Annotated in this window: 11 protein-coding genes, 1 tRNA gene and 1 pseudogene; 2 read left to right on the plus strand and 11 right to left on the minus strand. The window is 57.0% G+C overall.

Annotated features, from left to right (window positions below; translation table 11 throughout):
• Nucleotides 1–185 precede the first annotated feature (185 nt).
• Nucleotides 186–1736, plus strand: coding sequence for an anthranilate synthase component I family protein (locus tag TBK1r_RS24140; RefSeq protein ID WP_419580343.1), 1551 nt, complete (start codon nucleotides 186–188; stop codon nucleotides 1734–1736).
• A 58-nt stretch (nucleotides 1737–1794) separates the two neighbouring features.
• Here TBK1r_RS24140 and TBK1r_RS24145 read toward each other — a convergent pair whose 3' ends face one another.
• From TBK1r_RS24145 to TBK1r_RS24170, 7 genes are all read right to left on the minus strand, one after another.
• On the minus strand, nucleotides 1795–2019 hold the full coding sequence (locus TBK1r_RS24145) for a hypothetical protein (RefSeq protein WP_145216600.1): 225 nt from the start codon (nucleotides 2017–2019) through the stop codon (nucleotides 1795–1797).
• Nucleotides 2020–2446: 427 nt separating this feature from the next.
• On the minus strand, nucleotides 2447–3097 hold the full coding sequence (locus TBK1r_RS24150) for a hypothetical protein (RefSeq protein ID WP_145216603.1): 651 nt from the start codon (nucleotides 3095–3097) through the stop codon (nucleotides 2447–2449).
• Nucleotides 3098–4876: 1779 nt separating this feature from the next.
• Nucleotides 4877–5173 carry a hypothetical protein gene (locus TBK1r_RS24155; protein WP_145216606.1) on the minus strand — a complete coding sequence of 99 codons (297 nt, stop codon included), beginning with the start codon at nucleotides 5171–5173 and terminating at the stop codon, nucleotides 4877–4879.
• Nucleotides 5174–5512: 339 nt separating this feature from the next.
• A complete protein-coding gene (locus TBK1r_RS39055; RefSeq protein ID WP_419580344.1) occupies nucleotides 5513–5917 on the minus strand; it encodes a hypothetical protein in 405 nt (134 codons plus the stop codon).
• A 1249-nt stretch (nucleotides 5918–7166) separates the two neighbouring features.
• The gene (locus TBK1r_RS24160; RefSeq protein WP_145216609.1) at nucleotides 7167–7541 is read right to left on the minus strand and encodes a hypothetical protein; all 375 of its coding nucleotides are present in this window, start codon (nucleotides 7539–7541) and stop codon (nucleotides 7167–7169) included.
• Between the two features lie 706 nt (nucleotides 7542–8247).
• Nucleotides 8248–8472: an RDD family protein gene (locus TBK1r_RS24165; RefSeq protein ID WP_145216612.1), complete on the minus strand. Its 225-nt coding sequence runs from the start codon at nucleotides 8470–8472 to the stop codon at nucleotides 8248–8250.
• 1206 nt (nucleotides 8473–9678) lie between these two features.
• Nucleotides 9679–10188: a chlorite dismutase family protein gene (locus tag TBK1r_RS24170; protein ID WP_473772453.1), complete on the minus strand. Its 510-nt coding sequence runs from the start codon at nucleotides 10186–10188 to the stop codon at nucleotides 9679–9681.
• Nucleotides 10189–11576: 1388 nt separating this feature from the next.
• Between TBK1r_RS24170 and TBK1r_RS24175 the strand changes: the two genes are divergently transcribed.
• Nucleotides 11577–11649, plus strand: a tRNA-Lys gene (locus TBK1r_RS24175).
• 196 nt (nucleotides 11650–11845) lie between these two features.
• Here the strand turns inward: TBK1r_RS24175 and TBK1r_RS24180 are convergent.
• From TBK1r_RS24180 to TBK1r_RS24195, 4 genes and pseudogenes are all read right to left on the minus strand, one after another.
• Nucleotides 11846–12910, minus strand: a pseudogene (locus tag TBK1r_RS24180) (tyrosine-type recombinase/integrase); the annotation flags it as partial.
• A 175-nt stretch (nucleotides 12911–13085) separates the two neighbouring features.
• Entirely contained in the window at nucleotides 13086–13904 is an 819-nt protein-coding gene (locus TBK1r_RS24185; RefSeq protein WP_145216618.1) for a hypothetical protein, read from the minus strand.
• 503 nt (nucleotides 13905–14407) lie between these two features.
• Complete coding sequence (locus TBK1r_RS24190; protein ID WP_419580345.1) at nucleotides 14408–14680, minus strand: excisionase family DNA-binding protein; 273 nt, start codon at nucleotides 14678–14680, stop codon at nucleotides 14408–14410.
• On the minus strand, nucleotides 14677–14895 hold the full coding sequence (locus TBK1r_RS24195) for a helix-turn-helix domain-containing protein (RefSeq protein ID WP_145216621.1): 219 nt from the start codon (nucleotides 14893–14895) through the stop codon (nucleotides 14677–14679). Before TBK1r_RS24195 ends, TBK1r_RS24190 begins: the two co-directional genes overlap by 4 nt.
• Nucleotides 14896–15073 lie beyond the last annotated feature (178 nt).

The raw sequence follows: 15073 nt of genomic DNA on the forward strand, positions 1-15073 counted from the left end.
TCATTCTGCCCCCATCGTTTTGCCCCCATCGTTCTGCCCCCATCGTTCTGCCCCCATCGTTCTGCCTATCCCTCCAGCCGCCATTTGCGTCCCCAACCCACATTTGCGGTTGAGCGCCGCCCGACCGAGAGTCAAGCTACGATCCGCCCGCCTGTCCGTCTCCTTTCGTCCACCTCGCCATTTTCGTGACAACGCGTCCTGAACTGAGCCGTCCGCCCGTCGTGCGTCCGATCGCATCGGATCTCGACGTGGCCGATCTCTTCCAGGCGCTGTCCGGGCTGCCCGGACGCGTGTGGCTGGATTCGGCAACCGTGCAAGGGCCGGTCGACGAAGTGGTGCGGCGGCTGTCCCGGTACTCGTTCTTGTCCGCGGACCCGCTCAAGCGGCTGAGTGTGTTCCCGGACCAGCCGAACCCTTGGCCCGAGTTGTCGCGCTGGGTTGACGCCTTGCCCGACACCTTCGACGCTTCGTTGCCCCCGTTTCAAGGCGGGTTGGTGGGCGTGATCGGTTACGAAGCGGCCCGCTGGTTGGAGCCGGAGGAGTTGGCGGAGTGCCATCTGCATCAAGAAAACGACTTGCCGACCCCGGCGATGTCGTTCGGCGTGTTTGATTGGACCATCGCGATCGACCATTTCGAGAACCGGTCCTGGTTGATCTGCCAGGGTTTCACGGCGGAAGATTTAGCCCCTGGTGCCGCGTCGTCTCCGGCATCGGCCGCATCACGTCGGTTTCGATCCGCGAGCGAACGCGCCGACCAGATCTGTGACTTGATTTCCACGGTGGCGTCCGGTCGTCCGTCGCCGCCACCGGTTCACCGTTTCGACGCGTTGCCTGACGCCCCGGGCGACGTGATCAGTAATTTCACCGGTGAAGCGTTTCGGGCGTCGGTCGCGGACATCGTCGAGCGGATTCGCGGCGGCGATTCATTTCAAGTCAACTTGGCCCAGCGTCTGACGACGGCTTCGTCGCTCGACTCAGCCGCGTTGTACCTACGGCTCCGCAGCGCCAATCCGGCACCGTTTGCCGGGTACTACGACGGAGGTGACTTTCAGGTGCTCAGTTCGTCGCCGGAAGGGTTTTTACAGCTCCGCGATCGTCATGTCGAAACACGTCCGATCAAGGGGACCGTTCCCCGCACGGGCGACGAGGCCGCCGATGCGGACCTGGCCGCCACGTTGCTGGCCAGCGAAAAAGACCGCGCCGAAAACGTGATGATTGTCGACCTGATGCGGAACGATCTGTCTCGCGTCTGTCGGGACGAAAGCGTCGTCGTCAGTCGGCTCTGTGAGATCGAGCGATATCAATTTGTGCAACACCTCGTCTCGGTCGTCGAAGGCGACTTGGTGGACGGCGTCGACGCGGTGGATGTCGTGAGGGCCTGTTTTCCGGGCGGCAGCGTGACCGGGGCGCCGAAGATCGAAGCGATGAAAACGATTGCGGAACTGGAGCCGCATCCGCGTGGTCCGTATTGCGGATCGATGGGCTATTTCAGCTGCGGAGGCGCCGCGGACTTCAACATCCTGATCCGCACGATCACGGCAACGGCCGGCCGACTGCAGATCCCGGTGGGCGGAGGCATCACGGCGCGGAGTCAGCCGGCGGCCGAGGAGGCCGAGACGTGGGCCAAGGCGACGGGGATGCTCAACGCACTGCCATCACCACCGCCGCGGACCCGGGCAAAACGCACGCCACCGGTCAATCCTTCGGCAAACCCGAAAATCTCTGAAGCCGTCTGACGTGTGCGATCAAAAACTTCCCAATGTCTTGGAGGTCGTGCAATTTTTAAGTCGCTGATCACAAAGGGTTTTCGTCACTCTCCCCCAACATCATGAACGGCTGCGAGTACTCCACCGTGCCTTCAACGCCATCCAGTGCACCGGGCTCAATTTCCAGAGCCATCCAAGCATCACCCCCGCCGAACGCGATCCATTGGGCTGCTTCCCAAAGATCCCCGGCATGGAAAGCAGATAACTTGCTCCAACCATGCCAAACGAAAACGCCGGGTACAACAGGATCCATGACCAGGAACCCGTGCGAATTGCAAAGCCTGCAATCGCTACTGCCAGTAATGAGAATAGCAGGCTGTACTTCACACAGCCTCCTTAGGCTCGGTTTGCAGTGCAGTGGATGGCTTCTCGAAGTTCAGCACGTTGTTCCTCGGACCTGACGACGATTGTAAGTGTGATTGCTTGAAACAAGGACTCGTTCAACAGCGGCGAGACGGCTCGACCGAATGCAGCCAAGCTTGATGGGGTTTTTGAGCGGTGAAATTAACTCGGACGGGCTGTTACTGTTCAACAAGCATGTCACCAACGTCCAGTACACCTGGTCGTGCTTTTCCGGTGTGATCGTCAACCGGAGTGGCATTCGACTCGACTTGTGTTCGCCAGAGCCCCTCAACCAGCTTCCTGAAAGCTGATTCGATGTCAGCCATCACACGACAACATCATCGGCGATTGGAAGCAATTTCCTCCAGCCACTGGTCGACAACCAACACATCGATTCGGAGCGGTTCGCGGTTGGGACGAAAAAGTATGACCATTGGATATTTCGTGTGGCCAACGCGTTTGAAGACCGTACGGATCTCGTTGCCTTCCCAGTCAGAGTACTTAAGCGTCCGTGCAACGAATTCACCCTGGCTGTAGAGGCCTATCAATCGTGGATCATCGAATTCTTCAAACTGATAATCGTCGGGAACGGCAGACGTCGGATGGCAAAACAGAAGTACAGAATCTCCTTCGCCAACAAGACGTTCCATCTCTTTCCAGGTAAACGACTCCCACGCTATCGCTTGAATATCAGTTTGCTCGGATGAGGAAGTTGAGCAGGAACAACCGATCGACATGCAGAGCACAACGACAAACGTACGAAAGACGCTTTTGCTCATCGTTGTATCCTTGCAGCGTTTCGCATCACGGTGGAAACCATGCGGCGGTGACGAAAAACCAACCACTTCAACCAGTCTGCCCTCGCCGCTCGCATGCTTTTTATCATGCATTCGATTGTCATCCTGTCCTTCGCTCTGGAAGTATCGCTCTGATTGCAGCAAGAGCCCGGAGCCCTGGTCGCCATACAATTGGATGATGATCGGCGGCACATCGCTCTGCGTATTTCATTAGATTCGGATTCGGTTGGGAAATCATTCGCTGAGCGACACATTCACGATAAATGCCTTCCTCGTGGTCAACGAGCCGCCCAACGGGATCATTGTCCCCTAAGTCATCTCCCTGGACAAACAGAGGCACCAACTCTTCGTGTCCGGAGTTGAGCAAATCAACGATTGCATCGCGAAGTAACTCTTGGTCTGGGAAAGATGGCGAAGTGTCACGGTGAAAATCAGCGATGCATTCGTCCGTCAAAACGGCCGCTTCGGCCGCCTTGTAAAACTTGACAAGGGGCCGAAAAACAATCCTTTCTGAATCGTCATGCGGTAGATAAATTACACTTCTAAACTCTTGGGGATCGGCGTCTACGAAAACGAAGGGATATTGCGACCAGCGGATAGCCGATTGCGACCGCCGCACCGATTCCGCAAGACCATCGCGCAATCGAGTCCGCACGCTGACGGATCGGTGCCATAGGTGGTGGTCCGCCGGGATTGTGCAACGCAATCGCGTAGAAACAACCGCAGATAATTATTGCGGTTCCGATCAGAACAGCACATCCGGAGAAACGGTCCATCTGGAATCAATCAAAGGCTGGGTAGTCGAACGAACGTCCTGCGGTCACCGCGTCGGCGCGATGGACCGGAACTCAAATACAAACTCGACTCGCCGACTGAGGTACACCACTTGGTACACGCGGATCGGCCGCAACGACAGCTTGAGCGATCATCGCTGATTGCCAATGTAACCGATTGAAATCGCCGAGGGAAAAGGAGTCTTCCAATCAGAAGTCGGCGCGTCAGGCGTCGGTTTGCCTCGTTCGGCCAAGTCAACCGGGCAGCGATCGAACGATGCATATTAGGAGCGAACCCTAGGAAACAGAGGTCCGATGAATTCAGGTGGGCGTTTTCGGGCGCACCAATCCCAGGCGAGATCTCAGGCATTGAGCATTCACGGAACCAGCGGAGAAGGGTTCTGTCCACGAATGGCACGAATGGCACGAATGAATTTGCCGCGGCGCATCTGGCGTCGGTCGGCAGCGCAAACGACGGCGGCAACCGAGTCGCCGTCATAAATCTACGATTAGAGAAAACACGTCGTCGGCGGCTTCGGTTCACCGCCTGGTTCTGTCGCTCGGTGCGAGTCAAGGGGCAACGGCAATCGAAAATCCGTGTTCGGAAATGACATCAAGAGGAGCGTTCCGAAACGAAACGTATCGGACGACTGCAGACTTGGCACGTTCGTCTGGCTCTGCTGGCAATCGCTGCCCAAAGACGACGACAAACTCGTAAATGTCTCGATCACCCTCCGAGCCAATGTATCGCCAAAAGTAACCTCCGGACGATGCATCGCCCCATTCCTTTGGCCCACTCCAATGGGTCATCATCCGACGGTCGTGGTTCTCTAGGCGGGCTGATGTCATCTGCAACAATGGGCTTCCTCCTTGCCGACCATCCGGCATGGTTACCACGGCACGCGCCCTCGGATAACGCGGCATGGCCACTGCATAGAGAATCCTTTACGTTTCGGAAAGACGCTTTTCAACGTCACCCAACCTTCGTGACGAATGTGAACTCTGAACGGCGATCCCAATCGCGGCGGCCGGTAGTACGACTGCCAACATCAGATGACAGAGTGAAAAACGAAGTCGCTTCATCATGCACCTATAGGTACCTGGGGACAGAGTAGTGGCCGTTACCGAGGACAGACATTAGATTTTTCATTTGCAAAACCGCGCGAACCGCCCTTTGGTGCACGACATGGTTCCGCCTTCATTCAGCGGCTCCGATCTCGAATTGTCTATCCACGTCGGCAGGCAGGCTTTTCGCATACTCTCGCATCGCGTCCAACGCGGCCTCATCCGTTCCGTAACGGTCGCGCAAACCAGCAATCCAGTTCGCGTTTGCAGCCATCCCAGGAAGCGAAAACTCAGCGGTCAGCCAATCGAGAAGAGCCCTGGGTGAACCACCGTCGTAGGTATCGCCTTCGGGAGTGGCAACCCGCCTCGCATAATCGACGCCGGAAAGGAACGCGATCACTTCGGGAAGCGATTCTTCAACAGTCCACATCTGCGGTCGAGAACAGACAAACTCAGCGAAGTTTCTTTTCCGACGTTGCATCTGCTGTGGTCAAACAATCAATGGAAGAACGTCTGGGTTGACCGGGCGGCGACCCGAGACGAACCACTTGCCAAAGCGCTGCCGCCGCTCCGGCCCAACCATGGTTCGCTGAGTGCGTTTGAATCACCGAATCGGTGACGATCACCGACGACAAGCCATTGTACCCGTGCGAACCGGTTACGGCAAAACCTGCGATTGACCGTCGATCCGATTCGCGAAAGACAATGCGATTGAACGGGTTGGCACCGAATTTGTCATACAAGCGTGAGACGGAACATGAATGAATGTTCACAAGCAGCCTGCCACGATCCGCGACGTTATCAGTTTGGCGACAGGAATGGGCGTGGGGATGCTGCATCGTAGAGATGTCATCATCCGATACTCGGCAGCGAGATCGTCCTCTGGCACATCAACATAGCAACACGACCATCCGCCAGCCAAGCAGAACACGCTTAGCGCAAGCCCGAGTCCCTGTCTCACACCCGCATCGTAGTAACGCTTGACCTCGGTGAGATTCGCGAGCCGCGTTGCATCAATGAAAATCCGGCGATTTGCACGACGCTTCGTCCCTGAACCACGGCGAGAAATGATCGAGTCACGCCAGATCCATCGCAGTGTATCGGGGAGCCTCTCGCGGCCGAGGAATTCGCGAAGCGTAATCTCGGCATCGGTGAAAGGTGGCGAGAGTTGCATTCATTCGCACCTAAGCATCATTCTGGTTTCGACGAACGTCCTGTGGTCACCGGGGCAGCGCGATTGACCTGAACTCAAGCACAAACTCGACTCACCGACTGGGGTACACCACGTGGTTCACGCGGATCAGCCACGACGACAGTTTGAGCATCATCGCTGGTTGCCAATGTACCCGACTGGAATCGCAGAAGGAAATCGAGTCTCGCAATTAGCAATCGTCGCGTCAGGCGTCGGTTTGTCTACTTCGGCCGAATCGACCGAACGATGGACATCAGGAACGATCCCTAGAAAACAGAGGTCTGGTGAATTCCGGTGGGCCTGTTCGGGCGCACCAATGGCAGGCGAGATGTCAGGCGTTGAGCATTCACGGAACCTGCGGAGAAGGGTATTGTCCACGAACGGCACGAATGAATTTGCCGAACGGCGTGAATGAATCGTGCCACCCACCACGTGTGATCTGTGCGTCCCGCCTGCTGACTTGCTAGCGGGAGCGTTGGCCTTCGTTGTTGTCCCGGTTTGGTGGGTAGCACCAGATCACGAAACCGTGCAAGCCCGGCTCCGTTGGCCCCGATGGTTCGCACCTAATCCGTTACGGCGGCCCACAAAGAGCGCGACGTTTTGAGTATCTCGTACTCGGTCACGTTCGGTCCGCCAGAACATTGTATCGGTTTCCCATCCGCGATCCAAATCAGTGCCCCCGATCCCTGTGGAGTGTCGCAGTTGAAACGATCAGGGAACGCCTGTGCCAGGTATGCCCGTACTTTTGGTTCGTTTTCGTCCAGCAAAGCGAACCGTGGTCCGTAGTCAGACAGTCTTGGCAGAGATTTTTGAATGAGTGCTTCGGTCCGGCGCGGATAAACAGACCAAGTTATCCAGGGGAGGGCAATTCCAATATCCAATGACGTCAGCTGCTCCGTTGACGTGAAGATCGAGTGCCGATCATGTAGATCGAGATCGTCCAGTGAATCGCCGCCACAACTTGGACACCGCAGAAACGCGATGTGGTTGCCTAAGTCCTCGCTGACGACACAGAGTTCACAGGACTCCGTGTTGCATGTCTCGCAACGGAACCCGCGCCATCGGTCACTGCGAAGAAGCTCGCCGTAGCGAGTGCTGCAATGCTGGCAAAAAGGTTTCATTCTTCAGTGTGTAGAACGATAACGATCACGTGGTCGCCGCGAAAGACTGACCACTTCAGTTGACTCGACTCGGCGACGCACAGGCATCGTCTGGTTCGCCGTTCTTAGATTCATTCAACGTTGCTGGGTGGTTCATTGCGCGTTTCAACGCCCCGAACGTGTTCTCCAAAGAACGCAATTGCCAGAGCGTTGGCTATCGCGGCACCTATTAATACGATCGCGATGTAGGCAAACGGATGCAAGTTAGGAAAGAGGAAGATTGGAGGCAAACCGATTCCCGCTGCGATGAGAAAATACAAGGCGTCAAATGCCTCCGAATTCGGCTTGGTTTGTCGCCCCGTTCGCCGTTCTACCCAACTTTGGATGGCAATCGAACACTGGGTGAGCACTAAAACGAGTACGCCGGCGACTCCGATGTCGAGCCACGACACCCCGATCCCCCGTAGTATGGCGGCGAACACGGCGAACATGGCAATGCGTCTCATGATCGATGTCGGCGAACGAATCGCGATCTATCCGCGCGTGCGGAGGAACGGGGATAGATCGTGTGTCAGAACTTTGTCAGCCTTCACGTAGGCCTGTTTTGGGACTCGATTAGAACGGATCCTGGCCGTGCGTGCCAGCGTTTTCGTTCCAGGCGAACTCGAATTGGGTTGCGATACCAGCCCGGACACGCTTCACTGCTGGTGCGAAGAGCGTCCGTCCACGACGGTTTGCCAATCTCATCGATCGGTGTCAGCGAGTCGCTGCCACAGTGCTCGCAGAACAGGCCTAGCACCATCAGCCAACTCCCAGATTTGCCCACCAGCCATGCACATCCATCCCATGGTTCTGGGAACAAGCGAATCGGCTTGGTCTCACCCCGGGATGCGAAAGCCCAGCGGGCTGACAGAGTGCTTGCTGTGATCGCTGCCACTTTCTCCCCATCGTCCGCTTCCCGAATCTCCTGGCCGCAGTTCATCAGCGTTGTGCTGGTAACGGCGTCTCGATCTCATGGGTGCACTTCCAAGATCCAAAGCCGCTCGACTCCCGAGGAACCGCGCGTCGTGTGTTCGGTCGGATTCTTCTTTCAATAAAGAAAACACCGCGGACCACACGACGCAAATGACGGGGGAGTCATGCGTCTGCGGATCACTCGATGGACCACAAGAGATCAAGACGATGGTTCTGCGTATCTACAATCGGAAACCGTCAACGAAACACCACGACAGTGCCGTCAACACGGTCGCCAAATCGCTGTTTGTCTCGCGACCAAATGATTCTTGCTGCCGCCAACACTGCCAATAACATTGAAACAAGATTGTCGAGGATTGCGGAGAGATGACGGGGCATCGTTGTCCCCTGGGGTGAGTCCACGAGCTCATTCAACTGCCGCCCAACTGGCACCGCCTCTTCGGTGAAAGTTTCAGTATCCATTCAATTTCCTTTTCGAATGCAGAACGTTGGTGGTCACCGAGGACGAACGAAAAGGCCACCATCAGGAAAATTGTTTTTGAGTCCGTCGGTGCAACACATGGTTCGCCGATCCAGTCGCTATGGGCGAAAAAGTATGCGAAGGGAAAAACGGTGTATCCGCATAGCCGCAAAGGACAAAGCGACACCGGACAACCAGCATAGCATCGCGACGAGTGTGACTGCGAACCAATTGATCGGCAACGATCGCAAGAACCCAGTTGGAGCGACTCCAAACGCAACCTCAGCCGACAAGGCACCACACGATAGAATCGCCATGGCGGCCGCCCATACGCTCGAAGTACCGAGAGGATGTCGCATCCAGCCAAGGTAGCACGCCACCAACGAAGCGACTGCGAGTGGAATGAAGAGTTCGTATTCCGGTGAACCGTTTGCGATGCCAGAAGCCCTTCCCCCGAAGTGGACGGCGATCACGGCGGTAACGATGAGCAGATGTCGTGTCGAGAACTGCAGTAAGTCGCTTTGCATTGTTCGAAATGCCCCATGGGCGTAACGTCGGTGGTCAACGCCTCGGCGCGATGGACCGGAACTCAAATACAAACTCAACTCGCCGACTGCGGTGCACCACTCGGTTCACGCGGATCGGCCACGACGACAGTTTGAGCCATCATCGTTGGCTGCCAATGTACTCGATCGGAATCATCGAGGGAAATCGAGCTTCCCACTCAGCAGTCAACGCGTCAGGCGTCGGTTTTCAGTGTTGCATGCGACAGGCGTCGGTTTGCCGACTTCGGCCGAGTCGACGTGCACCAAGTGAGACAAGAATCACGCAAAGACGCCAAGCCGCAAAGGAGCGGGGGCAAATCTTTGCGGCTTGGCGACTTTGCGTGAGCCCCTTCCAGCAAGTACGTCAGCGCACCGATCAAATCGTAATACCAGACGCGGTCTCCAGGAAACAGAGGCCTGATGAAATCGGATGGGCGCAATTCGAGCGCACCAATCGCAGTCGAGATGTCAGGCGTTGGACGACGCTGAGAACCGGGGAAGAGAGGGAACCACGAAACAGGCCAATCACACGAAACAGAAATTGGCACTGTTGTCAGGCGTCGGTTAGCAGCGTGAACGACACGCGTCACCGGGTACGCGCAAACGGTTTTCCACTTCAATACCCTCTGACTCGCGTCTTCCGGTGCGCGCGCTGGTTCTGCCCTATTCTGTGGAAATACGGGTCAAACGTATGTCGACTTCTCGTTCGACAAAAGTCCATTCTGCGCTTTCGCGAAGTGCCGCCACCAAATCGTCGAACGCACTGGAGTCACTGGGCGCAAATTCAAACCAAGTCAGGAAATCAAATGGTTCTCCAAGATCACGACAATGATGCAACCGCCTAGCGACTGCTGGTAAGTATTTCATGCCAATCGTCGTGTGGCGCGATTGAGATTCAAAGATGTCTCGGCGGGTGTCCTGGGGCAGATCCCACCAGTCCGAACGTTTCTTGATTGGAATCAATGCGGCGCAGGTTGCGTGTTCGCGGTTCAGTTGCGGTTGCACCTGGCTCAACGATTCGAGTTCGTCTTTGGTGGTGTAACGATGGTTGCTTGTGACGCCTCGAAGGATCCATTCCGCACCTTCGGGTAGTTGAAGTGTGTTCGCGTTTTGGATGTTAAGCCGATCTACAGGCGAGATGGGTTCCCCCGCTACGTACGAGACGCCGGTCACGGACCAACGTCCAGTGCTGCCGCCGACAAAGGAATAAAAGCGACTCGACATAAAAGATCACAGTTACTCTGTAAGCAGAACGGCAGTGGCCACCGCGTCGGCGCGATCGACCGGAACTCAAATACGAACTCGACTCGCCGACTGCGGTGCACCACTTGGTTTACGCGGATCGGCCACGACGATAATTTGAACCATCATCGTTGGTTGCCAATGTACTCGATTGGAATCGCCGAGGGAAATCGAAGTGTCTGGCTCAGACCTGTCTTCGCTGGACAGTCACGATGAAGCCCGGAGGGCTGGCACAGTGTTTGCCGGTGGTGTCAGCCACCGGCGTTCAGTGCATTGAAGTACAAAGGCCTGAAGGGCCGGCACAATCGTTCTCTTGGCCGTCCGGGAGCGATCAAACCCCGAATACTGTGTCGGCCCGCTGGGCCTTGAGCGTTGTATGGAATCCATCCCCGGTGGCTGACACCACCGGCAGACACTCTACCGGCCCTCCGGGCCTAAGACACATTGCCCAACCAGCCAAATACGTTCCATCGATTCCGTTGGGATCGGCAAACACTGAGCGGCCACTCTTTCAGCCATCGGTTCTTTTCGTTCGGCCCGGTCGACCGCGAACCGATCGAACCATGACATCAGAAGCGAATCCCAGGAAACAGAGGTCGAACTAAATCCGTGGGGCGCGCTTCGAGCGCACCAATCGCAGCCTGAATGTCAGGTTTTGGACGATGCTGAGATCATCGCAGGAGAGGGAACCACGAAACAGGCTAAACACACGAAAAGGAAAATGGGTGCTGTCAACTGGCGTCGGTTTTCGCTCGATTGGGGCAGAACAAGGGAACGGACGCCGACGCAAAGCAACTCTTCTCTATCGGCTACAACCTGCGGAGGTTGGACCAACCGCGGCGAGTTTCTCTGTCCGCCAGGTCGCTGGGGTGGCGTTCACCGACGCGTCACAGGGGAGGTGCCTGATCGCATGAGGTGGGCAGGCCGTCTGGGATTTCAAAAGGGGTGGTGACAAACTTTTTCGCACATGCCAGCTCGAGGTGTTCGAGGCGGAACCCGCGACGGCCACCCCCGCCCCCTCGGAAGGCCCCGTCCGGTGCTTGGTGGGAATGGCCGGCACTGCTTGGGATTCGCCGCGTTTGACGCGGCGTGGGCGGTGAGAGGGAAATCCGGATACGGTTTTTCTGGTTTCGAAGGCTTTCGTTTCCGAGAACCATTTGCTACAACTTCCCTCGTCATCGCCGAGCTGCCCAAAAGCGAGGAGGTGACGGCCGAAAATGGCGAAAATGCGTCATCCAGGCTGTTTTCCATGTGTTTTGCGTGTTAAAACAGGCTAACCGTTGTAGTCCGGTTGTAGCAAGCACTTGAAAAACGCTTAAGCCCTTGTAGCTCAGTTGGTAGAGCAACGGACTCTTAATCCGTGGGTCGTAGGTTCGAGCCCTACCGGGGGTATAGGCCTAGGTATCTGAGAATGATTCCTAGGCCTCTTTCGTTGGTTTTTGCAAGGTTTCTCGCCCTCCTGATTCGTCTGGCAGTCCCTTGGATCTGCACCGATGACACCGCCCACGACACCGCCAGATTCGGCGGTGTCATTTTGTTGTGGGTGACTTGGTTCGGTAACGGCTCGTTGCCAGTGTGCGTCGGTCACTTGGAGGTAATGTTTTCGCGCTATGGTCGACGAATGGCCCAGCCACTTATCGATGACATGCCCGGCAAACCTCTCTTCAAGATCGGTCCGACAACTCGCCCTAAGATTCACGAACGTCTTGGGCCATGGTGCGAGCCCGGCGGCTTCGATGATTCGGCCTAACTGAGTGCGAAGATTCGTTTCGATGCCGCGGTATCGATTCACAACGTAGACCGCACTGTTGCCGCTCTTCTTCTGTGCGGCCTTAAGCAACGGTCGGAGCTCGGGGAAGATCGGACAGAAGCGAAGCCCGGTTTTGACGCTGTCGATTCGGAGACGCTGTTCGTCCCAGTGAACATCGCCCCAAGTCAACGCGAGCACCTCGGTAGGGCATCGGAAGCCGGCGTATCGGCAGAGGCCGAAAATCACTTTCCACTCGGTATCACACTTGGCCAGGACCGCGCGAGCGTCGGCCGGGGTGACGTAGTGCTGTCGATCGGCGTTGTGCTCCCCTCCGATCCGCGTCTCTTCCGCCGGACTCTCATACAAAAGCCTTGCCTTGACCGCCTCGCGAAACATCCGTTTGACTCGCTTGGCGTGTTTGTTGGCCGATGACTGTGACAGACGCCCATCGGTCATCCAGCGAAGCCACCCTTCGAAGTCCGCGGCTGTGATTGCGGATAGCCGGCGGTCGGCTCCAAACTTGGTTTTGAACCACTGGGCGGCCTGTCGGTATTTGTTGAGCGTCGGCGGCTTGAGGTCTGTGCGGCTCGAAATGTAGTGCTCGAAGAAAGCCCCACAGAGTTTGAGGTCTGCGGAAACCGGCTCGCGGCTCTCGACCAAGGCCCACTTGGCCAACGTTGCGTGGATCCGGTTATCGACGCCCTGGGCCCACTTCACGGACTCAGCGTCAGGGGCGACGTTTGCGTCCGACGCTCGGGAAAGCTCATCGACGTGTCGCTTGACACCCTCGGCCGCTCGTTTGCTCATCGGTCCCAGCCAAAGCGAACGGCGTTTGCCGTTCTGTCGAAACTGCAACCGCCAGCCGGTTCGGTTGCGGTCGGTCTCTTTTCTCAGACTTGCCATCGTGATTCATCCTTCACGTCATCAAGGTAGGAAAGGCGACGGCGGGCCGGGTGATGATGCCCGGTTTTCGGCTGTACGGGCCTAGCCGTCGCACGGTCAGTGTAGGGGATTCGGGGAAAGGTCGCATCGTTATCATGCCCCGATAGCGTGGGCGGACGCGTCGGCGGATTTCGATTCAACCAACTTTGAGTAGCTGCTGCTCGATTTCATTCCGGCGGCGGTTCATTTCCGTCTGGGAAGTTGACGCCCTTTCGATCGGTGGCGATTTGGGCGGCGACGTCGGGACCCGCGGCCGTTTCTTCCCTCCGATCTCCTTTTCGAGACGACTGTAAAAGGTTTTCGGAATGTTGACCTGTGCGGCGAGCTGGTCGAAGTCCTTAGAGTGCAGACGCTCAGCATGATCTCGGCAGCAAGTATGAAACTTGCCACATGGGTTCTTGGTGCTGGTCTTGGTTACCCCACCGAGCGCGACGCGAAACCAGTTTTCATCAAGGGAAGCGACCGCGATAACGGCCGCTTTCGCGATCAACTGGCGATCATTGAACTTGGCTGGCGACAATGCCTTCGATGCCTCTACGGCAAGTCGGAGTGCAGCCTCGTTTGTTTTGTTCATCTGGTCGGATTCCGGATTCCGACCAGAGTTGGTTGGGTTTGGTTTGGTTTGGTTGGGTAGGGTCGGGTTCGGTTGGGTAGGGGTCGACCGTCCGGGGACAGTCTGGGGACAGTCCCCGGACATGGTCCCGCGTGTCCCGTCCCCCACTCCTTTGCCCTTGGATCTCTGCTCGCGTTTTTTCACTCGCTCCTTCACGTAGTTGGGGCAGTGCTCCGCCCAGTCATGCACGGTTAACCGCCCTTCATCACGATCGAGCCATCGGCACTCAACCAGTACTTCGACGACGTTCACGTCGGCGTTGTCCCATTCAATACACCCAAGGATCTCATCATCGGAAAACCTCGAAAGATCGCCATCTTCGGCGTGTTGGGCGGCAAGCATCCAGACGGACTCAAGTAACCCGACGACCGCGTAGGCGGGCAGTCCGAGCCGGCGTTTCAGATTCTTGAACTTGGGGTTTGTGGGTGCCTGGGATTTCATCGTAGGCACTCCCGCAGAACGATGACCGCGGCCGCCCTTTGGTACTTCGTTTGGCGAGTCTCGCCGGGCTCCATGGCCTCCTCATCTTTCAGAAGCTTGTCAGCAAGCCCACATACCGATTGAACTGGCCAACCAAAGTGGTCCGCGATCTCTTCGCGTGTAGCCCCCACAGTGCCGCGTCGGCGTAACCACTCGACGACCATTTCGCGGCGCGAAGCTCGCGAGGGTTTCGCCGATTTGTGGGCGGCCGCGCGGCACCGGGCGGCAGTTTCGCCAAAGTCAAAAAGCGGGGTTGTTTGTTGTGTCGAATCTTGGATCATGATTTGTGTGGCGGGCGTATGGGTGACACTTCTCGACCTGTCCAAATGACGCTTGCCGGGTCGCACCGGCGAGCGTCTCTTTTTTCACTGTTCGCCGGCCATTGCGGCGATGACTTTTGCGGGTTCGAACCGACGCAGACGCCCGACGGTGAAGCTCGGGATTTTGCCCGCGGAGACGGCTCGATCGATCGTCACGCGAGACACGCCGGCAAGCCTTGCCATTTCGTCCCCATCGACCGCCAGCGGCGTAGCCGATTGTTCAAGCATCGGACGCAGCTCGTTGAGAACCTTTTCGGTGATCGCGTCGACCAGCTCGGAAGGGGCGACGGATTCAATAAGTGTGGCCTTGGTATTCACGACGCTTGCGCTCTGAGGTCGGGGCAACCATCGCTTTCCCAACGCTCGATTTCACCGAGCGGGAATCGACGGAGTCGGCCTAGCTTCACGCCGGACGGTGCGCGGCCAGAGTCGACCATGTGCCGCGCGTGCTGCTGGCTGCATTTCCAGCGTTCAGCAAGATCGGCAACGGTGAGCATCGCCGCGTTCTTTTCGATTGGCAATGTTGTTGTCATGTCGCTTGTCGTTCCTTAAATGCGTGTCACTTGAGACGCTTACGTGTGCGTCTAGAGTGCTCCAAGCATTCAGGGGAACGGTCGCCGTGTCCAATCGGGGAATCGGGGAATCCCCGATTATCAATCGGCGTCATCAGCTGGTGGGGTAATGGTGTCGCGTACGTAGAAGAGCGTCTTT

The sequence above is a fragment of the Stieleria magnilauensis genome, assembly GCA_007753675.1.
GTDB classification, from domain to species: domain Bacteria; phylum Planctomycetota; class Planctomycetia; order Pirellulales; family Pirellulaceae; genus Stieleria; species Stieleria magnilauensis.

Coding starts and splice junctions, on each gene's coding strand:
- TBK1r_RS24195 (WP_145216621.1), bottom strand. CDS start 14,895: ATGACAACAACATTGCCAATCGAAAAGAACGCGGCGATGCTCACCGTT.
- TBK1r_RS24185 (WP_145216618.1), bottom strand. CDS start 13,904: ATGCTTGCCGCCCAACACGCCGAAGATGGCGATCTTTCGAGGTTTTCC.
- TBK1r_RS24155 (WP_145216606.1), bottom strand. CDS start 5,173: ATGTGGACTGTTGAAGAATCGCTTCCCGAAGTGATCGCGTTCCTTTCC.
- TBK1r_RS24160 (WP_145216609.1), bottom strand. CDS start 7,541: ATGAGACGCATTGCCATGTTCGCCGTGTTCGCCGCCATACTACGGGGG.
- TBK1r_RS24165 (WP_145216612.1), bottom strand. CDS start 8,472: ATGGATACTGAAACTTTCACCGAAGAGGCGGTGCCAGTTGGGCGGCAG.
- TBK1r_RS39055 (WP_419580344.1), bottom strand. CDS start 5,917: ATGCAACTCTCGCCACCTTTCACCGATGCCGAGATTACGCTTCGCGAA.
- TBK1r_RS24145 (WP_145216600.1), bottom strand. CDS start 2,019: ATGGATCCTGTTGTACCCGGCGTTTTCGTTTGGCATGGTTGGAGCAAG.